This window comes from Pseudomonas sp. DWP3-1-3b3, from assembly GCF_049896305.1.
In the GTDB taxonomy this organism is placed as follows: Bacteria; Pseudomonadota; Gammaproteobacteria; order Pseudomonadales; family Pseudomonadaceae; genus Aquipseudomonas; species Aquipseudomonas azotoformans_A.
This window is the reverse complement of record NZ_JAFCUA010000017.1, coordinates 65298-88805: the sequence shown is the minus strand read 5'-3', so window position 1 is coordinate 88805 and position 23508 is coordinate 65298. Positions and strand designations below refer to the sequence as shown.

Genomic DNA, 23508 nt, shown 5'->3' with positions numbered 1-23508 from the left:
GGCACAACTACCGAGTTCTTCTGGCAGGGCGACAAACTCATCGCCGAACACCACGCGGATCGCCACCGCAGCTACCTCTATGAGCCTGACAGCTTCCGGCCATTGGCGCTGCTGGAAGGCTTTGGACCAAAGGAAACCAAGGCTTACCACTACCAACTCGACCACCTCGGTACGCCGCAGGAACTAACCGCCCCGGATGGCGAAATCGTCTGGTCCGCGCACTATCGCGCCTACGGCGAAATCAGCCGCCTCGACATAGGAAAAATCGACAACCCGCTGCGTTTCCAGGGCCAATACTTTGACCGGGAAAGCGGGCTGCACTACAACCGTCATCGCTACTACAATCCGGATACTGGTCGCTACCTGACGCCGGATCCGGTGAAATTGGCGGGGGGGATCAATGCGTACCAATACGTGCCTAACCCCACAGGCTGGATAGACCCATTAGGGTTAGCTTGCGTCTCAGGGAATTGCCCGCAACAACGTGACAAAGCAGTAACAAAAAATCATGGACAAACACCTCCCGAGGTTAGCCGCTCTTACCGGTCATCTACCTACGAACAAGCATCGAACAAAGCTCTGGAATGGTTGTTTGAGAATGACTTCCGAGCAGAGAAACCAACAATGGGAAGGTTTGGCCCGCGTAAAGGAGAGCCCGTAGGAATGCAGACGGCCGATGGAAAAACTGGTTACCGTGTTGAGTACGACGATAGAAGTGGTGCCCACATAAATGTCTGGTCTGGCAAGAAAAAGGGACCACACTACCAATTTGATGCCAGCCCGAAAACAGTGCTGCAGTTGACCAAAAGGTTTGCAAAAAAATGAGTTATTTTGACGAAGAGCTAACTGCTGACCTGAAGGCTTTCGATATCAGCTTTGACATTCTATCGGAAAGTGAACACGCCTTAATGGTCAGCGAAATCAATGGAAAGCTACCATTCTCCGGCAGCAAAATCTTTTGGAATACTTTAGAAAAAAGTATTAACTTCGGACTTGCATCTTCAAATTTAGCGATATCACAGCTGGCCGAGCAAATTAAAAAATACACTGACGACGACCTTGTTTTTATCAGTGACTCTGCCTGCGACGAGGCGTACGCAATAGACCCAAAGCACGTTTGCCAGGCACTCAAAATTTTTTCTGAATTCCCCCAGCATACTTACATTGTATCCAAGTCATTGAACTGGATTGCATGCATTTCATTTGAAGGCGACTTAGACTTCGTAAAGCTTTCATGAAGATACTAATAACTGAAATATTTGAAAGCCAGAGTGAACTGCTCGTAAAGTTTCACTCAGAGATAGGCAATGGCATTGCCTTGTGGAATGGGGTGAAGCCAAAAACAGGGGATATTCTGGATGTGGAGCTGGACACAAATGAAGTTTTTTCTTGGCAAAAGAACATTGAGTATTCGTCTACAGAAGCGTCACTGATCACTGCTATCAACAGCACAGTCCAGATAACCGCCAAATTAATCCATGGCGCTAACGACAATTGCGTAGCATTAAAACTCGGTGATTCAATAATCCTTATTGAGATTGAAGAATCACTCCCTCAAAAGTCGTGCTTCGTCCAAATAACCACAACCAAACTTCACCTCTACCCCACAAACACTTAAGCATCACTCACCCCCACGCCACCACCAACAACCCCACCCCCAACACCAGGCACAACGGCGAATAAAAATACGTATCCAACCGCGCAAACCGCGAACCACCGACCTTCTTGAAAAACCCCACCAACTCCGAATCCCCAATCGCCCTGGCAAACATCACCACCGCAATCGCGCTGATCCCCCACTGCAAGGCCCCGTGGGACACCGCCGAGAAATACAGCCCCGCCCGCAGACACACCATCAATGCAATCCCCACCAACCCCATGGCAACCAGAAACGTAGCCAGCGCGGAGGGCTTGAACGCCGGTTTCGGCCCCCGGGCGAATTCGCCGGGCAATTGGGGAATGGCGGCCTGGAAGCCGAGTTTGCCTCCGGCAGCCCAGTACAAATGCACCATGCTGATGAAGGTGAAAATGCCGACAATCCATCGTGCGACAACAAAGCTCATGGCTGGCTCTCCCTTAAAAGGTGCGAAAGAGGATAGTCGCCTGGAGATTTTTTGCAGGCATTTCGTCGGCGGCTGATGGTAAAGTGCCGCCCCATGAAAATCGCTCGTGCCGACCGCTCGCTCATTGCCTGGATGCTCTATTGCTGCGTCCTGTTCAATGTGTTCGCCTGCAGTATCGGTCATGGGCAGATGGTCGGGATGCAGCTCAATGGCATCGGCGGTCAGTTCTGTACGGTAGACCCGCGCACCCAGGCGCCCAAGCCGTCCAACTCCACTGAAGAGAACCTGCCGACGCTGTCCAAGGCGTTTGGTTGCCCGCTGTGTTCTACCGGCGGCATGGGCCCGGCGCTGAGTTCCAGCTTGAATGTGGCAGTACTGCCACAGCCCCATGCACCGCCGCCGGCCATTGTCCTGGCTGCCGACATTCCTGCCCGCTTTACCTGGCCTGCGGCTAATCCGCGCGCACCGCCTGCTTTCGCCTGATCCCTTCGCTTTCCAATCTGCACTGACCACCGTTTCCGCGAGGACGTACGGGCGGCTGTGCGTTGTTTTCAAGCCAAGTTTTTCAGGATTCAACCATGAAACATCTTCCCCTGTTGGCGGGCCTGCTCGGCTGCCTGCCTGTCTGCGCCTGGGCCCTTGAGTTGGCCCCGACCACCATTGATGGCGAACAAACCGCCGAGCCTGGCCTGGCCCTGGATCAATCCAGTGGCATGGCCTCGCGCTTGGGCTTGAGCGTGCGCGAAACTCCAGCATCGGTGGCTATCGCCAACCGCAATGACATCGAGCGCCACGGCGCCAAGACTTTCCGTGATGCCGCCAACACCTTGCCTGGCGTGAATGCCAGCGCCCCGCCAGGATTTGGCGGGTTTGTCTCCTACCGTGGTTTTACCAGCAGCCAGATCACGCAGATGTTCAACGGGATCAATGTCGCCACCGGCCTGGCCCGGCCAGTGGATGCCTGGATCTATGATCGGGTGGAGTTGGTAGGCGGCCCCTCCTCCTTGATCAACGGCGCCGGCTCCGTGGGCGGTTCGCTCAACTACGTGACCAAGCTGGCCACCCGTGAGGAACAGGCCGCCGAAGGTCAGCTTACCTATGGCAGCTATGACACTGCGGGCATGGCGTTTGGCGTCAATCACGCCCTGACCGAACCCAGCGCGGATGTGCAGCACTACGCGCGCCTGGATGTAAGCCGCAACACCAATCACAGCTACATCGACCGTGACCAGCGCGAGGCCTGGAGCCTGGCGTTTTCCCTGCTCAGCGACCTCACGCCCAACCTGTCTCACACCCTGGCGCTGGAATACCAGGATGAGCATGAAGACAGCCCTTACTGGGGTACGCCGGTGCTCAATCCCAAAGTGGGTGAGCTTAAGATCGACAAGCACAACCGCTTCAACAACTACAACGTTGCTGACGGGCGCTATGAACAGCGCACGATCTGGGCGCGCTCGATCATCGACTACCGCCTCAACGACAACACCACCCTGAAAAACACCCTCTATCACCTGGACAGCCAGCGTGATTATCGCAACCTGGAAACCTACCAATACAACGCCGATAACAGCGCGGTGAACCGCTCGACGGCCTATCAGGTACGCCACCAGGGCGAACAGAACGGCAACCAGTTCGAGCTGCGCCACGATGACAGTATTTTCGGCTTGTCGACCACTTGGTCCGGGGGCTTCGAATACAAGGTCAACAGCACCACCAACACCCCACTGAATGTGCCGGGCAACAGCAGCGTGGATCCGAACAACTACAACCCTGGACACTTCTACGACATCCCGCGAACCCGTGAAAAGTTCGGCAAGGACAAGACCAACGAGGTCACCACCAAGGCGCTGTTCGTGGAGAACCGCCTGGGGCTCACCGATAAACTCTCGCTGCTCACCGGCCTGCGTTACGACGCCATCGACCTGGACGTCACCAACCATCGCGCGATCACCGCCACCAATCCCCGCCACTTCAAGCGCAGCTGGGAACCGGTGACCGGTCGCGTCGGCCTGACTTACCAGTTCATCCCGTCGGCCAATGTGTATGTGCAATACAGCACCGCCGCCGAGCAGCCGAACACCACCACGCAAGTGTTTGATGTCTCGACGGGCAAACAGTGGGAAGTGGGCAGCAAGTTCGATTACCTGGACGGCCGTGGCTCGGCCACCGTGGCCGCGTACAAGATCGAGCGCAAAGATTTTGCCGTGACCGACCCGCAGGACCCGACCAACAGCATTCCGATCGGCGCGCAGTCATCCAAGGGCATCGAGTTGGCCAGTTCGTTGCGCATCACGCCAAGGTTGCTGGCGGAGGGCAACTTCGCCTGGGTCGACGCGGAATACGATGACTTCAACGAAAAAATCGCCAGTGGCGCAGTGGTCTCGCGTAAAGGTAATACGCCAACCAACGTGCCCAAGCGCGTGGGTAACCTGTGGCTGACGTATGATTTTGCCGAAGATTGGCAAGGGGGCGTGGATGCGCGATACGTAGCCGAGGTGTACGCCGATAACGCCAACACCCAGACGGTGCCGGCCTACACGCTGTTCGGCACGTTCCTGCGCTATAAGGTCGACTCACACACCTCGGTGACGGGCCGGGTGCGCAATTTGACGAATGAGGTGTATGCCGAGTTTGCGCATGTGTCGCCGGCGTATTACCTGGGCTCGCCGAGGACATTTGAGCTGGCGGTGCAAACCAAGTTCTAGCCTTGGAAAAACAGGCCAATGTGGGAGCTGGCTTGCCTGCGATAGCGCTGTGTCAGTTGATACATCTGTGACTTATACACCGCGATCGCAGGCAAGCCAGCTCCCACAATTTGATCTTTACCTGGCAGTTAGATCCGGGATCATTTCAGGCTTGCCTGAACCTTCTGCGCCACATCCTCGGTCAACCAGGCCTTCCAAACTTCTGGGTGTTCCTTTAAAAACGCCTGGGCCACTTCCCGTGGCGCCGTGTGATTTTCACTCATGGTCGCCAAGGCTTTGTTCAGCGGCTCAATCGGAAACTCGACCTTCTCGAAGAACTGCGCAATCTGCGGATGCTCTTTCTGGAACGGCGTCGACACCCCGATACTCAACTTGGATGCCAACGAGCGCGTGGGCTGCGGATCAGGATTGTCCGCATCCGTCAGCGTCTTCCACGCCTCGGCATCAAACGGCGGCTCTTCCAGTTGGATCAACTTGTAGCGCCCCATCAACGGCGTTGGCGACCAGTAATAGAACAGCACCGGCTTGCCCCGGCGAATCGATGAGGCAATCTCGGCATCCAGTGCCGCGCCCGAGCCACTGCGGAAGTTCACATAGCTGTCGTCCAGACCGTAGGCCTTGAGCTTCTGTTTGTTGACCACTTCGGAGGTCCAGCCGATGGGACTGTTGAGAAAGCGCCCCTTGCCGGGGGATTCCGGGTCCTTGAACACGTCTTTGTAACGCGCCAGGTCCTTCACGCTCTTGAGCTCCGGCGCCAGGGGCTTGATGCCTTTGGCGGGGTCACCCTTGACCACGTATTCCGGCACCCACCAGCCTTCGGTCGCGCCTTTGACCGTGTCGCCCAACCCAACCACTTTGCCTTCGGCTTCGGCCTTGACCCACACCGGGCTGCGGCCCGCCCATTCTTCGCCAATCACCTGGATGTCATTCTTCGCCAGGGCGGTTTCCAAGGTGATGGTGGTGCCCGGCAAGGTGTCGGTGGGCAAGTCATAGCCCTTCTCGACGATCACTCGCAGCACTTCGGTAATCAGGCTGCCGCTTTCCCAGTTCAAATCGGCAAAGTGCACTGGCTTCTCGGCGGCCGAAACCGGCAGTGCGGTCATTGACAGACTCAAGGTCGCCACGGACGCCGCCAACAGTGTTCTCAATCCTTTCATGCCCTTGCACCTCGCGATATCGCAGCAGACAGCGGACGGCTTTGCTACGTAAGCGCGAAGCCTCTGAATAGTTAAGTCAACTCAACTGTAGTAGAGGTTCCGGGAGATAACGGGTGTTCGAGGAATTTGATGGTTATTCGCTGGCCTTGAACGTGACCAATTCACCCTTGCGCCATTTGGCGGCCTTGCCGGTCACGGCCTTCAGGGTCTTGGTCAGGCCTTCCTGCAGTTGTTCGTTGGCGGCAAATACCAGCATCACGCTGTGGCCTTCCTTGAACACGATGCCCTGGCCTTCGGCCGAGGACACAAAGGCGTAGTCGCCCAGGCCGTAGACGGTCAACTTGATGTCGCGGAACTTCAATTCGAACTTGCCACCTTCACGGCTGGGCAATACCGCTGCGCGGAAATGATCGCCGACTTTGAGTTCCAGGCGCGGCTTGTCATCTACAACCATCGCCGCCTCGGTGTCGATTTCGGCGATGTAGATGCCTTCCGGCGTCTGCTCGGTGATGTAAACAAAACGGGATTGAAACTGCTTGACCAACTTTGCGCGCAAATCACCCAGCACGAACAACGCGTGCATATCCAGATTACTGACTGCCAAGGAAACGCCCCCACATCGAAAAGAGCGCCGTCCGCCAGAGCGGGCAGCACAAAAAAAACGGCCATTACGGCACGATCACATCATTCATTCTTTGAAAAAAAACTGAAGAAGACCCCACTGCCGCGCCGTAAGACTAGTACAGACGTGCGCGATGGACCTTGTGCAAGGTCATCAGGCATCACAGGAGATCACAGGTTCAACAGCCCGAGAATACGGGCCGACCAACTTCAGAAAATAACCTAATTAAAAATGCGGTTTTCCGACATGCAAACACAAATAAACACGCTGTCATGGAACCGGGCGCTGGCCGCCGACGACAATACTAAAACAGCAGCACCGATCAAAACCACCCAAAACGTTGCAATCAAGTCAACCGGATCGATCGAAAGGAGCAGGCCATGCAACGATCAACCTACAATGCTATGTCTTCGCACACCCGTTCATCATGCCAAGGCGAGGCTCAATACTACCGCTTGGGCGGCTTCGAGGGGTACTCGGATCCGGTTCTTTACCAGGTTGTACCTGCCGGTAAAAACTTCTTCCACATCCGTGAAGTGCTCAGCGGCCAAATAAAAGGCTTTCGCAGCGGCCATGTCAAGGCTTGTGAACTGGCCAAGAAACTAGAAGCCCAGTTGCAAGCACACCATGGAGCGGTCGTTTCGTCCGCCTGATAACTTAACTGCGCCGCCGACCCGCAACAACTGCCATACTGGCCCGTCCACTGAAGTTTGTGCCCTGCGGGCCAGGTTTCTCCAGTGCAGTTATCTCCAAGGGAAGGCTCTACGTGACGGAATTTGATATCGGCGAATTTTTCATCCATGGCGACGCAAGAGAAGTAGACGGTGAATTCCAAGCAGTGATCATCATGCGGGCCAAGCCTCCGCTGACCACTGTGACTACACACCAGGTGGAAAAAGACCGTTGGTTCAAAACCGTTGATGCTGCTGCCATCGCAGCCAAGGAATCCGCCAAGGCCTTGAAAGCTGCTGTGGATGCCGGGGCGTTGAATTCCTGACAATCCGATAGAACTCTGCTGCGCCAAGACCCTCCCATGCATAACGACCCCCTGCATGGAGAACGATATGGACGCGCCAATCCCTACCCTCGAAACCCTCTTCGAACAATTGGGTCTGGACTCAACCCCAGACGCCATCGACGCGTTTATCGTCGCGCACCCTTTGTCTGAAGACGTAAAGCTGATCGATGCGCCGTTCTGGTCTGAACAGCAAGCAGCCTTTCTGAAAGAAGAGCTGCGCGAGGATGCTGAATGGGCGATTCCCGTGGATGAGCTGAATCAACGCCTGCATCAATCGCAATAAACCCGTCTCAATGCAGGCTGTCCGACTGCTCCAGGCGCAGCAGCGCCTGCCAGGCAGCCCTGCACTCCTCCGCTTCATCGCGACTGGCGAACGCCGTACCACGTTGCTCACCGTTGAGCAACACCACCCAGCAGGCCCTCTGGCCCAGCGCACGCAGGGTTTGGGGTACGCCACTGCCAATCATCACGGCGACATCGACTTTGTTTTGCATGGAGCTTCTCCGCAGCATTAGTTAGCTGGCTAACAATGTTGGCCATGCTACGGTTTTCTTCCAGTTGGAAAAAGCTATCCCTGGAATAGCTCCATTGCATAAACAGCAATAATCCCTAGCGTCCGCCCTTCACCGCTTCGGGTTTATAGCCAAGGCGCAAGCCGCCCCAATGCCGGCCCTTGACCATGATCGGAACCGACAAGTCGTGCATCAGCTCTCCGGTGTCGCGGGTATAGGTTTGCAGCAAGACGGCCTGCTGGTGGCTGCCGCAACGGATTCCGGTGCGGTCTTCGAACTTGCGTTTGGTGCGATTCTGCACCGCATCCACCTGCGCATCGCCGGTCAGCGCGTGGGAAAACGCCTTGTTATGCGTCGGCACATAGCCCTGCGGCGTGCAGGCAATGGCAAAGACCAAGCCTTCATGGCGTGGCAGCAGCGCTTCTTGGATCGCCGGCAACACCTGGTCGGTGTAGCCGTCAAAGCGGGTGTGGTACTTACTCGGGCGGGTGTTGGCAATCGGCGTGTAGCTGCGGTCGAACAGGTCATCCAGGCTGATCCGGTTCTGCTGCACGTCGGCTTCGAATTGCTCAGCTATCCGGCTCGCCCCCTCGCGCGCCAGGTCGTAGATGCGCTGGTGATAGTCATCCAGCCCAACTTCCGCCAAGCGCTCGCTGATGGTTTCGGCCTGCCCTTCCATCTGCACCGCAGCGTCGGCCAACTGTCGGGTTTGCTGATCGCTGACAGCCAGGTCGCTGCGCATCTGTTCCACGGCATGGAACAGGCTGTCGAGCTGGATGCGGTTGGTGTCGGTGCCCTGGGCGATCTCATTGACCTGGCCTTCCACATCCGCCGCCAGGCTGGCGATACTCTGCAACTGCTCACCGGCGTGCTCCACCTGCTCCACGCCGGTATGCAGGTCCGCCGAGAGCTGGCGAATCTGCTCCACCACCTGGGCCGTGCGTTGCTGGATATCCGCGACCATCACCCCGACTTCATCGGTGGCCGTGGCCGTACGCCCCGCCAACCCACGCACTTCATCCGCAACTACCGCAAACCCACGCCCATGCTCACCGGCCCGCGCCGCTTCAATGGCCGCGTTGAGTGCCAGTAAATTGGTCTGGCTGGCAATGGATTGGATCACCAGGGTCACCCGCTGGATTTCCTCGCTGCGCAGGCTCAAGGCTTCGATCAGTTCACGGCTGGCATTCGCACGCTGGCTGAGCTGGTGCATGCGGGTGATCGACTGGGCCAGTACTTCGCGGCCCTCGGTGCTGCGTTGATGGGCCTGGCTGGCGGCACCCAGTGCTTCGCGGCTGAGTTGGGAGGTGACCTTTTCGGTGCCGATCATCACCTCGGCACTGCTGACAATCTGCTTGGCCGCGCCCAGCTGCGACTGCACGCGCGCGGCCAGTTGCTTGACCGAATAGGCCACACCGGCGGCGGACAACGCGTTATGACTGGTGGTGTAGGAGAGGTCGCGCGTCAATTCGCCGATGGCATCGACGGCATCGGAAGATGCGATAACAGGTGTGCGACTTTTCAATCGAGGCAGCCAGATCACCAGCAGAGCCAGTGCCAGGCAAAGGTAGAGTGGCAGGCTGGCGAGCGCCAACCCAAGCAGGACCAACACCAGGGCGGTGCTCTGCAACAGTGGCGTCAGCCAGCCGGGCAGCCCGCGCGCCACCGTTTGCGGTGACACTGCTGCGCCCATCAGAGATCCGTCTCCAGCCATCTTCGTTACCCCACTGCTTGTCATTATTGTCGCTGCATTAAACGCCACTATCGGGCCATTATCCATGGGCCTTTAGTGGGGTAGCTTGCAACAGATCAATAGACCGGGTGTAACGGATCTTTCCCTGGGAAACCGCAGGACGGTCCCCCAGCTTCACCGCATCAGGCTTGGCGCTGATGCTTGTCGATCTGCTCGTGGCGCTCTTGCGCTTCGATGCAGTACTTGGTGGTCGGGCTGATCAGCAGGCGCTTGAGGCCGATAGGCTCGCCGCTGTCATCGCACCAGCCGAAGGAATCTTCCTTGATACGCTCCAGTGCACGCTCCAGCTGCGGCAGCATGCGCTGGTCGCGGTCAATGGCGTTGACCAGCCAGGTGCGCTCTTCTTCAACGGAAGCAGCGTCAGCCGGGTCGGCCGGGGTGTCCAGGCTTTCAATGGCGATACGGTTCTGTTCAATGCGCTCGTGGTGTTCCACTTTCATGTCTTGCAGCAACTGCTCGAAAAAAGCGTGCTGTTCGGCATTCATGTAGTCATCCGCCGGCATGGCCAGCAACTTTTCCTTTGTCATTGATTTCTCTATAAAAAATACGTGCATTAAGGCGAATAAGGGAGCGTTCCGGCCGACCTCTGCAGGTCTCGGAAGGGCGCCATCCATTTCAAGCGCCACCCGGCACTCAATTTACGAGGGGCGGCAGTCTAAGGCCGACTTGAGGGCGCAGCAACTGAAAAGACAGGCAATTTTTCCGAGATAACCCCCAAAAGCACCAGGACGGGCTCGGCGAATGGTCATAGGAGTGCGTTTATAGCAAGAAATTCAGTGTTGTGGAGCTATATAGAAGACAAACGGTTGAAACTGATCGGCGATGAGCCCCTGTGGGAGCGGGCTTGCTCGCGAATGCGGTCTTCCAGTCAACAGACCTGTGACTGATACACCGCTTTCGCGAGCAAGCCCGCTCCCACATTTTTAGATTGAGTCAGCGCTTGAGTTTGCGCTTGTTGCGATACTGGTCGATCACCACCGCCACCACAATGATCAGGCCCTTGATGATGTCCTGGATATACGCATCCACCCCGACGAAGGTAAACCCGCTGGCCATCACCCCAAGGATCAGCGCACCGATCACAGTGCCGGTGATGCGCCCTACTCCGCCCGCCAGGCTGGTGCCGCCGATCACCGCCGCCGCAATCGCATCCAGCTCATAGGACATGCCCATGCCGGCCTGGCCGGTCGCTGCACGTGCCGAGGCCACCACACCCGCCAGGCCTGCCAGGAGACCGGCGATACTGTACACGATGATCAAGTGGCGCTTGACATTGATGCCCGAGGTACGCGCCGCCTGCATGTTGCCGCCAATCGCGTAGGTGTACTTGCCGTACTTGGTGTAACGCAGGGCGATATGGAAGATCACCGCTACCACCAGGAAGATGATCACCGGCATCGCGCCATGGCCGATAGCCGTGTACGAATCCGAGAGCATGCTCACCGGCTGGCCTTCGGTGTAGTAACGCGCCAGGCCACGGGCCGAGACCATCATGCCCAGGGTCGCGATGAACGGCGGGATGCCGGTAACGGCAATGATGCTGCCGTTGATCGCCCCCGCCAGCAGCCCCACGCCCAGCCCCATCGCCACCGGGATCCATACCGGCAAGTCGGTCAGGCTCGGGAACACCGCACGGGAAAAATCGGAAGTCTGGGCCAAACTCGCGGCGATCATCGCCGACAGCGCCAGCACCGAGCCGGAGGACAGATCAATCCCTGTGGTGATGATCACCTGGGTCACGCCGATCGCCAGCAGGCCGATGATCGACACTTGCAGGATCATCAGCACCAGGCGCTGGGAGTTCATCAGGAAACTCTGGTCCCGCACGATCCAGCCGAACAGCTCGAAGACCAGGCCGATGCCGATCAGCACCAGGAAGATGCTCAGCTCGGTGGGCATGCGTCGACGACTTTTAGTGGGCACCGTCGCAGGTTTGTTGTCCGTTATTGCGTTCATAGCCAATCACCTTCTTATTCTGTACGTCAGTGGACTGCCGTCATCCCGGAGGCCAACTGCATGACTTTTTCCTGGGTCGCTTCGCTGCGGTCCAAGGTGCCCATCAATTCGCCTTCGTGCATCACCATGACCCGGTCACTCATGCCCAGCACTTCGGGCAACTCGGAGGAAATCATGATCACCGCCATGCCTTCGCTGGCGAGGAATGAAATCAATCGGTAGATCTCCGCCTTGGCGCCCACGTCGATGCCACGGGTGGGTTCATCGAGGATCAGCAGGCGCGGGTTGGTCATCAGCCAGCGCGCCAGCAAGGCCTTCTGCTGATTACCGCCGGACAAGGTGTCGATGCACTGCTCAAGGGACGGGGTTTTCACCCGCAGCTTCTTGCACATGTCTTCGCACAGCGCGCGCAGGGCTTTCTGCTGGATGAAGCCGTTGCCGGTGTAGTGCGGCAATACGGCCATTTCCATGTTTTCCAGTACCGACAGGCACGGGAACAGGCCACTGAGCTTGCGATCCTCGGTCAACAGGGCGAAGCCTTTTTCGATGGCCATGTGCGGGTCGGTAATGCGCACCGCCTTGCCATCCAGGGTGATCTGGCCGCTGCTGCTGGGCGTGATGCCAAAAATGGTTTCTGCCACGTTGGTACGGCCCGAGCCCATCAGGCCGGCGATACCGAGGATTTCGCCGGCGTGCAGGTCGAACGACACGTCCTTGAACACGCCGTCCAGCGTCAGGTCGCGCACCGTCAGCAACAGGTCGCCGATGGGCGTCTCGCGCACCGGGAACAACTGGCTCAGCTCACGGCCGACCATCATCGAGATCAGGCTGTCGCTGTTCATGCTGTCGGCGCGTTGCAGGCCGATGTAGTGGCCGTCGCGGAACACCGCCACTTCATCGGCGATGGCGAACACTTCGTTCATTTTGTGGGTGATGTAGACGATGCCTTTGCCCTGGGACTTGAGGTCGGCAATGATCGAAAACAGGTGGGCCACTTCCTTGTCGGTAATGGCCGATGTCGGTTCATCCATGATCAGGATGTCGGAGTCGTAGGACACCGCCTTGGCAATCTCGACCATCTGCCGCTCGGCGATGCTCAGGTTGCCCACGTGTTCCTCGGGGTCCAGGTTGATGCGCAGGCGCGCCAGCAATTCGGCGGTGCAGCGGTGCATTTCGCGGTGGTTGACCATGTGCAGGCTGTTGAGCTGCTCGCGGCCGATCCAGATGTTCTCGGCGATGCTCATGTGCGGCATCAGGTTGAGTTCCTGGTGGATCATCGCGATCCCGGCCTTCTGGGCCGCCAGGGGCGTTTCAAACACGATCGGCTTGCCACGCAGGCGGATTTCCCCGGCGTCGGGCTGGTAGATGCCGGCGATGATTTTCATCAGCGTCGACTTGCCCGCACCGTTCTCGCCCATCAGCGCCAGCACCGAACCGGGGCGCACCCGCAGTTGCACATCCGCCAGGGCTACAACGCCGGGAAAGCCTTTGCTGATATTGGTGATTTCCAACAGGTAGGGTTCTTCCAACCCGACGGGCTGGATACCGGGAGGCTGCGAGACAGTCGCTTGAGCGAGCATAGGAACGTACTCCATCTGCAGGGCGGCCAAGGCCGCCCTGCCGGCTTATTGTTGTTATTTGAAGTCTTTGACGTTTTCCGGCGTGATCAGCTGGAACGGGATGATCTGGTTCTGCTCGACCGCCTCTTTCTTGGCCATCTTGCGCGCCGCTTCCACTGAACCCACCGCCTGGCCATTGGCATCCTGGAACGCCGACGCCGCCAAATCACCCTTGGTGATCGCGTTCAAACCATCCGGCGTACCATCCACACCGGCGATCAATACCGTGCCAGGCTTGGTGCCTGCCGACTTCAAGGCCATGGACGCGCCGATGGCCATTTCATCGTTATTGGCCAGAACCGCATTGAACTCACGGCCCTGGGTCAGCCAGTCGTTAACCAGGGTCATGCCCTTGTCACGCAGCCAGATACCGGTCTGTTCCTGCTCAATCTTGATGTCCGGGTACTTGGCCAGCACTTCCTTCACCCCCTTGGTGCGGTTGGTGGTGGAGTTGTTCGCCAGGTCACCCAGCAGAATCACGATCTTGCCCTTGCCACCGAGCTTTTCGGCGATGTACTGCATTTGCAGCTTGCCGGCCTCGACGTCGTCGGATGTCACTGCTACTACGTCCTTGGGCAGGTCCTTCTGATCAGGACGACGGTTGACGAACACCAGCGGAATGCCGGCCTTGGTGGCGGCATTAATGATGTTCTTGGTCGACGCGGTATCCACCGGGTTGACGATGATCGCGTCGACTTTCTGACTGATAAAGTTCTCGACCTGGCTCAGCTGCTTGACCACGTCGGCACGCGCGTCCTCGAACTGCAACTGCACGCCATCGCCCTTGGGATAGGACTTGGCCTGCTTGTCCATGTCTTCGCGCAGGTAGGTCAGGAAGGTGTCATCGAAGGCGGACATGCTCACGCCTATCTTCAGATCAGCAGCCGAGGCAACACCGCTGGCGAGCAGCATGGACAAGGCCAGGGCGGTAAAACGGATCGGGGTCTTCATGAACGGTCTGTCTCCACTTTCTTGTTGGTTTTCTGGACGTTGCGTTTATCAGAGCTCGGCAGGCAGCCGGACGACGGGTGCACCGGGAATGCAGCACACCAGCGCGCCTTTGTTTTCGACGCACAGCACATTAAGGAAGGAGAAGTAGAACGGCCGGGCGCGGGGCAGACCGCGTGGCGCTTTGGCAGGGCGTAAAACTCGCAGTACAGCGTTGAAGATTTTCATCTGACGGTACCTGGTTGTTTTTGATCTTGTTTTTGTTGAGTCGCCCGGATCGAGTCCAAACGTACTTTATGCAACCTGGAAAAGACTTTATTGGAAAATAATTTCCATATCAACCTGTTTTAGAATTTTATTCTATTTTTGTTGAAACCACCTGCTGGCGCTCTGCGCTGAGGCGTGCGGCGTCCAATATACGGGTGGTTTCCAGGGCGTCATAGGCGTCCACTGGCAAGGGTCCCTGCCCTTGTACCGCCAGTTGCAACTGCCGATAGAACTGGGTCCAGCAGCCCTTTTCCGAAGGGACTCGCTCACGCTCTGACCCTTGTTCGAACCAGCCCCAGCGTCGATGCTCTTCGGCGCCCCAGTGCTCGCCTTCGGTTTTCGGCGACTTGCCGGCCATTAGCGCCTCTTCCTGACCGTCCAGGCCTTCGACGGTGTAACAGCCTGCGCTGCCACTGACGCGAAAACGCGGTGCCTGGCTGTTTTGCAAGGCGTTGCCCCACAGGTGAGAGATCACACCATTGGCATGGGTCAGAGAGACAAAGAAACCGTGATCCACCGTGGAGTGTTCGGCGGTGTAATGCAGCTGGGCAAACACCCGATCCACCGGACCGAACAGTTGCAACGCCTGGTCGACCAAATGGCTGCCCAGGTCGCGCAGCCAGCCGCCACCGCTGGCGTTGCCCACGGCGTGCGGGCTGTAGCGTTCCACGCGGGATTCAAAGCGGGTGATCTTGCCCAGGGCGCCGGCATCGATGAGCTTGCGCAGGGTCAGGTAGTCCGAATCCCAACGCCGGTTCTGGTACACGCTGAGCAGCGTGCCCTGGCGCTCGGCGGCGGTGATCAGCGCCTGGGCCTGTTCGGCGTTGGCGGCGAAGGGTTTGTCGCTGACCACGGTGACACCGTGTTCGATGGCCTCCAGCACCAGGGCCGGGCGGCCTTTGAGGGTGGTGGAGATGACCAGGGCGTCTACACCGGCCTCGACGATCTGGCCGATGGAGTCGAAGGCCTTTACACCGGGAAGGTCCGTGTTCAATTGCTGTCGGCGCTCGGGTGAACGTGTCACCACGCCAACAAACGTGGCGCCGGGCAGTGTTGCAATCAGCGGCGCATGAAAGAAGCGCCCTCCGTGGCCGTAGCCGACCAGTCCAATTCGCATACATACACTCCTCAATTGAAGTGGAAACCCAATTCAACTGTGGGAGCGGGCTTGCTCGCGAAAGCGGCATGTCAGACAAGAATCTTCATCTAACACACCGCTTTCGCGAGCAAGCCCGCTCCCACACTGATTGCATTCCACCTGTGCGATGGTGATCAGCCGTAGAAGTGCGGACGGTCCGGCAGGCTCACCTTCACAATCTGCTCACTGTTCTGCGCCTCGATGCACGCATCCGCCGCCACTGCCGCCGCAAAGCCATCCCACGCCGACGGCCCGCCGACCTGGCCGGCACGTACACTGTCGATAAACGCCTGCAACTCCACGTCATAGGCGCCGATAAACCGGTCCTTCCAATCCATCAGGATCGCGTTGGACAGCTTCGCGCCACTGCGCAGTTGCACTTGTGACGGCTCCGGCAGCTTGGCGATGCCGGTCTCCCCCACTACTTCGCACTGGATGTCGTAGCCGTACTGACAGTTCACGAAGACTTCCACATCAATGCGCGTGCCCTTGGCGGTTTCCAGCAGCACGATCTGCGGGTCGCGCAGGTGGGCCAGGGCCTTGCTGGATTTGCGCGGGAACACCACTTGCACCGACACGTAGTCGTCGTTGAGCAGCCAGCGCAACACATCCAGTTCGTGGATCAGCGTGTCGGTGATCGCCATGTCGGTCTTGTAGTTCTCGCCCACCGTCGGGTTACGGTGCGCGCAGTGCAGCATCAGCGGCTCGCCGATCTGGCCGCTGTCGATCACGGCTTTGAGGGCGCGATAGCCTTCGTCGTACGGGCGCATGAAGCCGACTTGCACCAGGCGCTTGCCGAAGGCCACTTCGGCATCGACGATCTTGCGGCAGCCTTCGGCGGTGACCGCCAGGGGTTTTTCGCAGAACACCGGTTTACCGGCGGCGATGGCGGCCAGCACGAACTCTTCGTGGCTCGGCCCCCAGGAGGTGACGAGTACCGCTTCGACTTCCGGGGAATTGATCAGCGCATGGCCGTCGGCGTATACCTCGGCACTGATATTCAAGTCAGCCACCACCTTGGCGGCCTGCTCCAGGTTGATGTCGGTCACCGCTACTACCTGGCTGTTGAGCAAGGTCTGGCTGCAACGACGGATATGGTCCCGGCCGATAGCGCCTGTACCGATGACACCAAGCTTCAAAGACATACAAACACTCCTCTTTTTATTAGTACTGCCGGGCCTTCGCCAGGTGTTCATTGAGTTGTTTTGCGGCGGCATTTGTGCGCTCGCTGGTGGAAACCTGCGCCACGCCCACCCGCCACCACGACAGGTAGCCGTGGATCATGGTCTTGGGCAGCACCTTGATATCGATCAACGTGGATACGGTTTGCGTACGCGCATCGGCCAGCGCGGCTTGCAGCTGTTCCACGCTGCTGACCTTGTAGGTCTTGCAGCCATAGGCCGCTGCGCTCATGGCGAAGTCCACCGGCACCAGGCCACCGTCGAGCTTGCCGCTCTCGGGGTTGCGGTAGCGGAACTCGGTGCCAAAGCTGTCCATGCCGTTGCCGATCTGCAGGTTGTTGATGCAGCCGAAGGCCATGTTGTCGAGCAGCACCACGTTGATCTTGCGGCGCTCCTGGATCGAGGTAGCCAGCTCCGAGTGCAGCATCATGTAGGAGCCGTCACCGACCAGGGCGTAGACCTCTTTGCTCGGCTCGGCGAGTTTCACGCCCAAGGCGGCGTTGATCTCGTAGCCCATGCACGAATAGCCGTACTCGACGTGGTAGGTGTTCACGCCCTTGCTGCGCCAGGCGCGTTGCAAATCACCGGGCAGGCTGCCGGCGGCGGCGACGATGATGGCGTCGTCGGCCAGGGTTTCATTCAGCACGCCCAGCACGCGGCTTTGGGTCAGGCACGAGCCGGTCAGCTCGATAAATTCACGCAGCACCGCGCGGTCCAGGTGGTCGTCGACCTCAGGCACAAAACCGTCGCCGGCATATTCGACCTGATGCACCCGGTCCACTTCGGCGTCCAACTGCGCCTTGGCCTCGCTGATCTGCCCGCCCCAGCCGGAATGGTAATCGCCCAGGGCATCCGCCAGTGCTTCCAGGGCGACTTGGGCGTCGGCCAACACCTGCACGCCGTCCAGTTTCAAGGCATCGCAGGGGCTGATGTTGAGGTTGAGAAACTTGACGTCGGCATGCTTGAACAACGACTTGGATGAGGTGGTGAAATCGGTGTAGCGCGTGCCGATACCAATGATCAGGTCAGCCTCGGGCGCCAGCAGGTTCGCCGCCAGGCAGCCGGTTTCACCAATCCCGCCGACATTCAGCGGATGGCTGGACACCACGGCGCTCTTGCCCGCCTGGGTTTCCGCGAAGGGAATCTCAAAGCGTTCGGCAAAGGCTTGCAGCGCGGCATTGGCGCCGGAGTACTTCACCCCGCCACCGCAGATGATCAGCGGCTTGCGCTTGCCGCGGAACGCCGCCAGTGCATCACTGATCATCGCGGCGGTCGCCGGGCGACGGTCGATGCGGTGCACGCGTTTCTGCAGGAAATAATCCGGATAATCCCAGGCCTCGGCCTGCACGTCCTGGGGCAACGCCAGGGTCACCGCGCCGGTCTCGGCCGGGTCGGTCAGCACGCGCATGGCGTGGATGGCGGCGGTCATCAACTGCTCGGGGCGGTTGATGCGGTCCCAGTACTTGCTCACCGAGCGGAAGGCATCGTTGGTGCTGATGCTCAAGTCGTGGAACTGCTCGATCTGTTGCAGCACCGGGTCAGGCTGGCGGCTGGCGTACACATCGCCGGGCAACAGCAACAACGGGATGCGGTTGGCCGTGGCGGTCGCGGCGGCGGTGAGCATATTGGCGGCGCCTGGGCCGACAGAGGCCGTGCACGCGTAGATCTTGCGGCGCAGGTGCTGCTTGGCGAAACCGATGGCGGCATGGGCCATGCCCTGCTCGTTGCGGCCCTGGTGCACCACCAGATCGCCGGCATCCTGCTCCAGAGCCTGCCCCAGCCCCAACACGTTGCCGTGGCCGAAAATCGTGAACACACCGGCGACGAACTTGCTCTGCACGCCGTCGACTTCGATGTATTGGTTATCCAGGAACTTCACCAGGGCCTGGGCCATGGTCAATCGTGTGGTGGTCATCTCGCGCCCCTTATCGTTTCTGCAGGTGGGCGATGCTTGCCCCCAACGCCTGCTGGATATCCGCCAATGCATGCACGCTCTCGGCAAACGGCTCGAACGACAGGTAGCCGCTGTAGCCGGTGCTGAGCAAGGTGTCGATCTGCGCGGCGTTGCCCAGGATGTCGCCCTCGCCCACCAACACGCGGTGGCCGTCGCGAATCGAATTCAGCGGCGCCTCGCTATCGTCCACGCCGGAGATATGCACCAGCCCGGTCAGTTCCGGGAAGAACTCGTGCTCGCTGGCCAGGTGATGATGGAAGGTGTCATGCACCAGGCGGAACACATCCAGGCCGCCGATGGACTTGATCGCCTCCACCGCCACGCGTTTGCGCCGCAGGGCGCATTCTTCAAAACCCAGGGGCTCGATAAAGCCGAGAATCCCGTAGTCGCGCAGGATCGGCGCCAGCTCGCTCAAGGCCGTGCGCAAACCGGCGGCACGCTGGGCTTCGTTGCGCGTGTCGCCCGGCTCATTGAGCGGGCACATCACCAGGCCCTGTGCCCCGCATTCACGGGCGTAGGTCGCCAGTTTGATCGCCTGGGCCCGGCGTTCGTCGTTCCACACATCAAAGGGGTACAGCGCGTTGATCGACAGCACGGTGATGCCCTGCACCGCGCACAGTTCACGCACGCGGCTGGCCGGGGTGCCGAACTCGATCTGCTTGTCGGCCAGGTCATTGCGGATCTCGATGGCATCGCACTTGAGCGTTGCGGCCAACTGGATGAAATCCGGCAGGGACAGGTGGGGAGCGACCATGCGGTTAAGGGCGAAACGTAGAGGCGACTTCATTTATTGTTGTTCTCCGTCCAAACCGCTGATTAGAGGTCCAGCAGCCAGCTGTGCTGCGGGTCGTTGTGGAAATGCCAGGCACGCTTGGGGCCGGCCATCACGTTCAGGTAATAGGACTCGTAGCCATAGGGCACGCTGACCGGGTGGTAGCCCTTGGGCACCACCACCAGGTCACTGTTTTCCACGGCCATGGCCTGGTCGATGCTGCGGTCGTCGGTGTAGACGCGCTGGAACACGAAGCCCTGGGGCGGGTTGATCTGGTGGTAGTAGGTTTCTTCCAGGAAGCTCTGGTGCGGCAGGTCGTCGGTGTCGTGCTTGTGCGGCGGGTAGCTCGATGAGTGCCCGGACGGCGTACGCACTTCCACCACCAGCAGCGAGTGGGCCGGCTCGCTGTCGGGCAGGATGTCGCACACGTAGCGGGTGTTGGCGCCCTTGCCGCGTACGCTGCGCTTGCAGTTTTCGGGGCGGATCAGCCGAGGTTCGTAGCCCTCTGCGCCCGGCGCGGCGCACACGGCAATCTGCACGTCGCTCAACGCAGTGACCTGGGCATCGGTGCCCGGCGGCAGGTAGGCGGCGAACGGCGATTTGTCTTCAAACACCGATTGGCGATCACCCAGGTTCTGCCAGTTGAAGCCCTCGCCCTCGATGTTCACCCGACCGCTGAGCAGCACCAGGCACAGTTCTTTATCACCGGCACTGACCGGCAGGGTTTCCCCCAGGCTCAGGCGGTAGGCGCAAAAGCCCACGTACTCCAGGCGCCCGGCTTCCAGGGCGACCATGGTCTGGCCGCGTTTACTGCTTTTGACCAACAAGCTCATCACTCAAGTCCTCTCGTTGAGAAGCGCACGCAGGGTGTCGTAGCCTTTTTTCGCATAGATATAGCTGGGTGCCACCGCCGGATCCTGCTCGGCTTCCACCACCAGCCAGCCCTCGTAGTGGGCGGCCAGCAGCACGTCGAGCAATTGCGCAAAGTCGATATCGCCATCGCCGGGCACGGTGAAGGTGCCGTTGACGATGCAGTCGGGAAAACTCCACATCTGGTTGCGCGCCAGTTGCACCACAGGTTTGCGCACGTCCTTGAAGTGCACGTGGCAGATGCGGTCGATGTGTTTGCGCAGCACCTCGATAGGCTCGCCGCCGCCCATGTAGCAGTGGCCCGAATCGAACAGCAGGCCGACTTCCGGGCCGGTGCGGCGCATCAGTTGGTCGATGTCTTCCGGGGATTCAACATAAGCGCCCATGTGGTGGTGGTACGCCAGGCGCACGCCCTGGGACAGGGTGAAGCGCGCCAGTTCAGTGAGTTTGTCGGCGTAGTCCTGCCAGGCCTGTTCGCTGTGAAAGCGCGGACGTTCGATCAGGCGGATGCGCGAGCCCTGGATCGAATCGGCCACCTCGCCGTAAACCAATACCTTGGCGCCATTGTGCTTGAGCAACTCGACATGCCCGGCGATGGCCTCGATTTCTTCGGCCACCGAGCGCCGGGCCAGGCGGCTGGAGTACCAGCCGGAAACCAGCGCCAGGTCATAGGGGCGCAACACATCGCCGACGCCCTGGGCGTCCTTGGGAAATTTTCCGTTGAGTTCAAAACCTTCGTAGCCGATTTCCTTGCCTTCGCTCAGGGCGGTGCTCAAGGGCGTTTCACCGCCCAGGGCCGGCAGGTCGTCGTTGCTCCAGGAGATCGGGTTGATGCCAATTCGGATTGCGGGCATGGCTGCACCTTTATTATTTTCAGGTATTACTGAGATCTGCTTTATGTGGGAGCTGGCTTGCCTGCGATTGCAGTGTGTCAGTCAATGAATCTGTGACTGGAAGACCGCTATCGCAGGCAAGCCAGCTCCCACATTGGATTGCATTTCAACTGTTAAGCGCGGGCTCTGCGCCAGGCGTTGATGAGCTGTTCGAAGGTGGCTTGCACCTGCTGGATCAAGGTCTCGTCATCGATCTCGCCCGCCATCCACGCGCGGCTCGGTTCCTGGAAGATCGTGCGGCCCACGGCAAAGCCTCGGCAGGTGGTGCTTTGGCTGGCCTGCTGAAAGCCATCGGCGAGAAATTCGGCCGACGCATTCAGGCCCAACAACACCACGCCACGGCAGTACGGGTCGCGTTCCTGGATCAGTTCGTCGAGCTTTTTCCAGTCTTCGGACGACTGCGCCTCAATCTTCCACCACGCCGGATAGATGCCCAGGTTGTACAGGCGCTTGAGGCTGCGGTAGAGCACGTCAGGGTAAGTGGACGGGTGATCCTTGGGCGGAATGACTTCCAGCAGCAGTTCATGGCCGCTGACAATTGACGCTTCGTACACCGCCTTGAGTTGCGCTTCCTGTTCCAGGCGCAGCATCGGCTCGTCGTCCGGGTGGAATTGCACCAGGCACTTGATGATCTGCTCTTGAGGCCAGGCGATCAGGTTGCTGCCCACCGAGCGGCCATGTTCGAACGCCAGGGGGCGCGAGTTCTGCACTTCCACCGGGCGCGCGATCCACCAACCACGGCCACTGGCGGCGTTGAGCGCGTCCTGGCCGAAGCGTTGGTCGGCGAGCAGGCCGACGTCGGCGTCCACCCCTTGCTCGGCGAGTTTTTTCTCGACGCGTTCGATGGCCTGGATAAACAGTTGCTTGGCATCGCTGATGCGCGCCGGGTCCTGGCCGCCCTTTTGCGCCAGGTCCACCAGTTGCCAGCGGTGATCGAAGGCAAACACGAACAGCTGTTTCCAGGCCTTGCGCGGCACCGTCACGCGGTGCAGGCGTTGCAGGGTCACGTCCTGGTCCGGGCGGGTAATCGGCACGGGGCTGTTGAACAGGTATTCCAGCTCCGCCGGCGTCGGCATGGCCGGCGCGCAGGCGTGGCGGGAGACGACCAGGCCGCCGCAGGCATTGGCCAACTGGCTGCAACGCTCGTCACTCGCGTCGTTGATCCAGCCGCTGAGGAAACCCGACATGAACGCATCGCCGGCGCCCAATACGTTGAGCACTTCAACCCGCACGCCGGGGTAGATGGCGCCGTCTTCCAGGCGCGCGGGAATAGCGCCGTGGATCACCGTACAACCCTGCGGGCCGAGCTTGACCACCAAGGTCGCCGGGGTCAATTCACGCACTTTACGCAGCGCGGTGAGCAAGTCTTCACTGCCGCCCGCGATAAGGAATTCTTCTTCGGTGCCGACGATCAAATCAAAACGCGGCAGGATGGTCTGCACGTGCTGGCTGACATTCTGGTCAGCGACAAACCGGGTTTCACCATCGGCCTTGCCCGCCAGGCCCCACAGCACCGGGCGGTAGTCGATATCCAGCACACGCTTGACGTTGTGCTTGGCCGCATAGTCCAGGGCCTGGATGCTGGCCTTGTACACGCCGTCGGTGGAGAAATGCGTGCCGGTAATCAGCAGCGCTTTGCTGGAGGCGATAAAGGCTTCGCTGATGTCTTCGGCGCGCAGGGCCATGTCGGCGCAGTTTTCGCGGTAGAACACCAGGGGGAAGGTTTCGCGGTCCTTGAGGCCGAGCAACACCAGGGCGGTGAGGCGTTCCGGGTCGACCTTGATGCCGCTGACGTCACAGCCTTCACGGGCCAGGGACTCCACCAGGAAGCGCCCCATATGGTCGTCACCGACCCGGCTCAACATCGCCGACTTGAGCCCCAGCCTGGCGGTGCCGAAGGCAATGTTGGCGGAAGAGCCGCCGAGGTACTTGGCGAAGCTGGACACGTCCTCAAGCCGCGCACCCACTTGCTGCGCATAGAGGTCGACGCCCAGGCGCCCGAGGCAAATCAGATCCAATTGACGCCCACTGGCAAAACGAGTCTGGCCCATGCTGGCTCCTGTTATTTTTATCAGCCTGC

The 23508-nt window shown here is 59.5% G+C and carries 24 protein-coding genes; 7 read left to right on the top strand and 17 right to left on the bottom strand.

Features of this window, described 5'->3' with window-relative positions; translation table 11 throughout:
• Positions 1-825, top strand: an 825-nt coding sequence (locus ACP7BX_RS29935; RefSeq protein ID WP_426197813.1) for an RHS repeat-associated core domain-containing protein, incomplete at its 5' end; no start/stop codon positions are given.
• Positions 822-1238 (top strand): hypothetical protein, encoded by a 417-nt coding sequence (locus tag ACP7BX_RS29930; protein WP_426131884.1) that lies wholly within the window; start codon positions 822-824, stop codon positions 1236-1238. The genes ACP7BX_RS29935 and ACP7BX_RS29930, both read left to right, overlap by 4 nt.
• 387 nt (positions 1239-1625) lie before the next feature.
• Here ACP7BX_RS29930 and ACP7BX_RS29925 read toward each other — a convergent pair whose 3' ends face one another.
• Complete coding sequence (locus tag ACP7BX_RS29925; RefSeq protein WP_033898231.1) at positions 1626-2063, bottom strand: DUF3995 domain-containing protein; 438 nt, start codon at positions 2061-2063, stop codon at positions 1626-1628.
• A 93-nt stretch (positions 2064-2156) separates the two neighbouring features.
• Here ACP7BX_RS29925 and ACP7BX_RS29920 point away from each other — a divergent pair, with 93 nt between their 5' ends.
• Together ACP7BX_RS29920 and ACP7BX_RS29915 are read left to right on the top strand one after the other, a co-directional pair.
• Positions 2157-2546, top strand: a complete 390-nt coding sequence (locus ACP7BX_RS29920) for a DUF2946 domain-containing protein (RefSeq protein ID WP_016975551.1) — start codon at positions 2157-2159, stop codon at positions 2544-2546.
• Positions 2547-2641: 95 nt separating this feature from the next.
• The gene (locus ACP7BX_RS29915; protein WP_426131886.1) at positions 2642-4768 is read left to right on the top strand and encodes a TonB-dependent receptor; all 2127 of its coding nucleotides are present in this window, start codon (positions 2642-2644) and stop codon (positions 4766-4768) included.
• A gap of 140 nt (positions 4769-4908) precedes the next feature.
• Here the strand turns inward: ACP7BX_RS29915 and ACP7BX_RS29910 are convergent, their stop codons facing one another.
• Together ACP7BX_RS29910 and ACP7BX_RS29905 are read right to left on the bottom strand one after the other, a co-directional pair.
• The gene (locus tag ACP7BX_RS29910; RefSeq protein WP_426131888.1) at positions 4909-5925 is read right to left on the bottom strand and encodes an ABC transporter substrate-binding protein; all 1017 of its coding nucleotides are present in this window, start codon (positions 5923-5925) and stop codon (positions 4909-4911) included.
• A 133-nt stretch (positions 5926-6058) separates the two neighbouring features.
• Positions 6059-6508 carry a hypothetical protein gene (locus tag ACP7BX_RS29905; protein ID WP_050554011.1) on the bottom strand — a complete coding sequence of 150 codons (450 nt, stop codon included), beginning with the start codon at positions 6506-6508 and terminating at the stop codon, positions 6059-6061.
• A 419-nt stretch (positions 6509-6927) separates the two neighbouring features.
• Here ACP7BX_RS29905 and ACP7BX_RS29900 point away from each other — a divergent pair, with 419 nt between their 5' ends.
• The 3 genes from ACP7BX_RS29900 (at position 6928) to ACP7BX_RS29890 (ending at position 7848) form a co-directional block, all read left to right on the top strand.
• Positions 6928-7200: a hypothetical protein gene (locus tag ACP7BX_RS29900; protein ID WP_178954337.1), complete on the top strand. Its 273-nt coding sequence runs from the start codon at positions 6928-6930 to the stop codon at positions 7198-7200.
• Positions 7201-7313: 113 nt separating this feature from the next.
• Positions 7314-7544 carry a hypothetical protein gene (locus tag ACP7BX_RS29895; RefSeq protein ID WP_038848515.1) on the top strand — a complete coding sequence of 77 codons (231 nt, stop codon included), beginning with the start codon at positions 7314-7316 and terminating at the stop codon, positions 7542-7544.
• 67 nt (positions 7545-7611) lie between these two features.
• Entirely contained in the window at positions 7612-7848 is a 237-nt protein-coding gene (locus tag ACP7BX_RS29890) for a DUF2789 domain-containing protein (protein WP_177111620.1), read from the top strand.
• Positions 7849-7855: 7 nt separating this feature from the next.
• Here ACP7BX_RS29890 and ACP7BX_RS29885 read toward each other — a convergent pair whose 3' ends face one another.
• The 14 genes from ACP7BX_RS29885 to ACP7BX_RS29820 form a co-directional block, all read right to left on the bottom strand.
• On the bottom strand, positions 7856-8059 hold the full coding sequence (locus ACP7BX_RS29885) for a hypothetical protein (protein WP_033898225.1): 204 nt from the start codon (positions 8057-8059) through the stop codon (positions 7856-7858).
• Positions 8060-8174: 115 nt separating this feature from the next.
• Positions 8175-9407: a methyl-accepting chemotaxis protein gene (locus ACP7BX_RS29880; RefSeq protein WP_426197815.1), complete on the bottom strand. Its 1233-nt coding sequence runs from the start codon at positions 9405-9407 to the stop codon at positions 8175-8177.
• A 545-nt stretch (positions 9408-9952) separates the two neighbouring features.
• Positions 9953-10357, bottom strand: coding sequence for a TraR/DksA family transcriptional regulator (locus ACP7BX_RS29875; protein WP_010564800.1), 405 nt, complete (start codon positions 10355-10357; stop codon positions 9953-9955).
• Positions 10358-10763: 406 nt separating this feature from the next.
• Entirely contained in the window at positions 10764-11786 is a 1023-nt protein-coding gene (locus tag ACP7BX_RS29870; protein ID WP_016975559.1) for an ABC transporter permease, read from the bottom strand.
• 26 nt (positions 11787-11812) lie between these two features.
• Positions 11813-13366, bottom strand: a complete 1554-nt coding sequence (locus ACP7BX_RS29865; protein WP_426131893.1) for a sugar ABC transporter ATP-binding protein — start codon at positions 13364-13366, stop codon at positions 11813-11815.
• 54 nt (positions 13367-13420) lie between these two features.
• A complete protein-coding gene (locus ACP7BX_RS29860; RefSeq protein WP_177111623.1) occupies positions 13421-14356 on the bottom strand; it encodes a sugar ABC transporter substrate-binding protein in 936 nt (311 codons plus the stop codon).
• A gap of 48 nt (positions 14357-14404) precedes the next feature.
• Entirely contained in the window at positions 14405-14581 is a 177-nt protein-coding gene (locus ACP7BX_RS29855) for a hypothetical protein (RefSeq protein ID WP_177004141.1), read from the bottom strand.
• 127 nt (positions 14582-14708) lie between these two features.
• Entirely contained in the window at positions 14709-15737 is a 1029-nt protein-coding gene (locus ACP7BX_RS29850) for a Gfo/Idh/MocA family protein (RefSeq protein ID WP_426131896.1), read from the bottom strand.
• Positions 15738-15892: 155 nt separating this feature from the next.
• Positions 15893-16903 carry a Gfo/Idh/MocA family protein gene (locus tag ACP7BX_RS29845; RefSeq protein ID WP_038848455.1) on the bottom strand — a complete coding sequence of 337 codons (1011 nt, stop codon included), beginning with the start codon at positions 16901-16903 and terminating at the stop codon, positions 15893-15895.
• A 19-nt stretch (positions 16904-16922) separates the two neighbouring features.
• Positions 16923-18854, bottom strand: coding sequence for a 3D-(3,5/4)-trihydroxycyclohexane-1,2-dione acylhydrolase (decyclizing) (gene iolD, locus ACP7BX_RS29840; RefSeq protein WP_426131898.1), 1932 nt, complete (start codon positions 18852-18854; stop codon positions 16923-16925).
• Between the two features lie 10 nt (positions 18855-18864).
• Positions 18865-19680, bottom strand: coding sequence for a TIM barrel protein (locus ACP7BX_RS29835; RefSeq protein ID WP_177078189.1), 816 nt, complete (start codon positions 19678-19680; stop codon positions 18865-18867).
• Positions 19681-19709: 29 nt separating this feature from the next.
• Positions 19710-20498, bottom strand: coding sequence for a 5-deoxy-glucuronate isomerase (gene iolB / locus ACP7BX_RS29830; RefSeq protein WP_033898212.1), 789 nt, complete (start codon positions 20496-20498; stop codon positions 19710-19712).
• Between the two features lie 3 nt (positions 20499-20501).
• Positions 20502-21389: a myo-inosose-2 dehydratase gene (gene iolE, locus ACP7BX_RS29825; RefSeq protein WP_426131901.1), complete on the bottom strand. Its 888-nt coding sequence runs from the start codon at positions 21387-21389 to the stop codon at positions 20502-20504.
• Between the two features lie 152 nt (positions 21390-21541).
• Positions 21542-23479, bottom strand: a complete 1938-nt coding sequence (locus ACP7BX_RS29820; protein WP_426131903.1) for a bifunctional 5-dehydro-2-deoxygluconokinase/5-dehydro-2-deoxyphosphogluconate aldolase — start codon at positions 23477-23479, stop codon at positions 21542-21544.
• Positions 23480-23508 lie beyond the last annotated feature (29 nt).

What these genes read in the sequence shown, in the direction of transcription:
- ACP7BX_RS29930 (WP_426131884.1), top strand. Translation starts at nt 822, where the DNA reads ATGAGTTATTTTGACGAAGAGCTAACTGCTGACCTGAAGGCTTTCGAT.
- ACP7BX_RS29925 (WP_033898231.1), bottom strand. Translation starts at nt 2,063, where the DNA reads ATGAGCTTTGTTGTCGCACGATGGATTGTCGGCATTTTCACCTTCATC.
- ACP7BX_RS29920 (WP_016975551.1), top strand. Translation starts at nt 2,157, where the DNA reads ATGAAAATCGCTCGTGCCGACCGCTCGCTCATTGCCTGGATGCTCTAT.
- ACP7BX_RS29915 (WP_426131886.1), top strand. Translation starts at nt 2,642, where the DNA reads ATGAAACATCTTCCCCTGTTGGCGGGCCTGCTCGGCTGCCTGCCTGTC.
- ACP7BX_RS29910 (WP_426131888.1), bottom strand. Translation starts at nt 5,925, where the DNA reads ATGAAAGGATTGAGAACACTGTTGGCGGCGTCCGTGGCGACCTTGAGT.
- ACP7BX_RS29905 (WP_050554011.1), bottom strand. Translation starts at nt 6,508, where the DNA reads ATGCACGCGTTGTTCGTGCTGGGTGATTTGCGCGCAAAGTTGGTCAAG.
- ACP7BX_RS29900 (WP_178954337.1), top strand. Translation starts at nt 6,928, where the DNA reads ATGCAACGATCAACCTACAATGCTATGTCTTCGCACACCCGTTCATCA.
- ACP7BX_RS29890 (WP_177111620.1), top strand. Translation starts at nt 7,612, where the DNA reads ATGGACGCGCCAATCCCTACCCTCGAAACCCTCTTCGAACAATTGGGT.
- ACP7BX_RS29885 (WP_033898225.1), bottom strand. Translation starts at nt 8,059, where the DNA reads ATGCAAAACAAAGTCGATGTCGCCGTGATGATTGGCAGTGGCGTACCC.
- ACP7BX_RS29880 (WP_426197815.1), bottom strand. Translation starts at nt 9,407, where the DNA reads ATGATCGGCACCGAAAAGGTCACCTCCCAACTCAGCCGCGAAGCACTG.
- ACP7BX_RS29875 (WP_010564800.1), bottom strand. Translation starts at nt 10,357, where the DNA reads ATGACAAAGGAAAAGTTGCTGGCCATGCCGGCGGATGACTACATGAAT.
- ACP7BX_RS29870 (WP_016975559.1), bottom strand. Translation starts at nt 11,786, where the DNA reads ATGAACGCAATAACGGACAACAAACCTGCGACGGTGCCCACTAAAAGT.
- ACP7BX_RS29865 (WP_426131893.1), bottom strand. Translation starts at nt 13,366, where the DNA reads ATGCTCGCTCAAGCGACTGTCTCGCAGCCTCCCGGTATCCAGCCCGTC.
- ACP7BX_RS29860 (WP_177111623.1), bottom strand. Translation starts at nt 14,356, where the DNA reads ATGAAGACCCCGATCCGTTTTACCGCCCTGGCCTTGTCCATGCTGCTC.
- ACP7BX_RS29855 (WP_177004141.1), bottom strand. Translation starts at nt 14,581, where the DNA reads ATGAAAATCTTCAACGCTGTACTGCGAGTTTTACGCCCTGCCAAAGCG.
- ACP7BX_RS29850 (WP_426131896.1), bottom strand. Translation starts at nt 15,737, where the DNA reads ATGCGAATTGGACTGGTCGGCTACGGCCACGGAGGGCGCTTCTTTCAT.
- ACP7BX_RS29845 (WP_038848455.1), bottom strand. Translation starts at nt 16,903, where the DNA reads ATGTCTTTGAAGCTTGGTGTCATCGGTACAGGCGCTATCGGCCGGGAC.
- iolD (WP_426131898.1), bottom strand. Translation starts at nt 18,854, where the DNA reads ATGACCACCACACGATTGACCATGGCCCAGGCCCTGGTGAAGTTCCTG.
- ACP7BX_RS29835 (WP_177078189.1), bottom strand. Translation starts at nt 19,680, where the DNA reads ATGAAGTCGCCTCTACGTTTCGCCCTTAACCGCATGGTCGCTCCCCAC.
- iolB (WP_033898212.1), bottom strand. Translation starts at nt 20,498, where the DNA reads ATGAGCTTGTTGGTCAAAAGCAGTAAACGCGGCCAGACCATGGTCGCC.
- iolE (WP_426131901.1), bottom strand. Translation starts at nt 21,389, where the DNA reads ATGCCCGCAATCCGAATTGGCATCAACCCGATCTCCTGGAGCAACGAC.
- ACP7BX_RS29820 (WP_426131903.1), bottom strand. Translation starts at nt 23,479, where the DNA reads ATGGGCCAGACTCGTTTTGCCAGTGGGCGTCAATTGGATCTGATTTGC.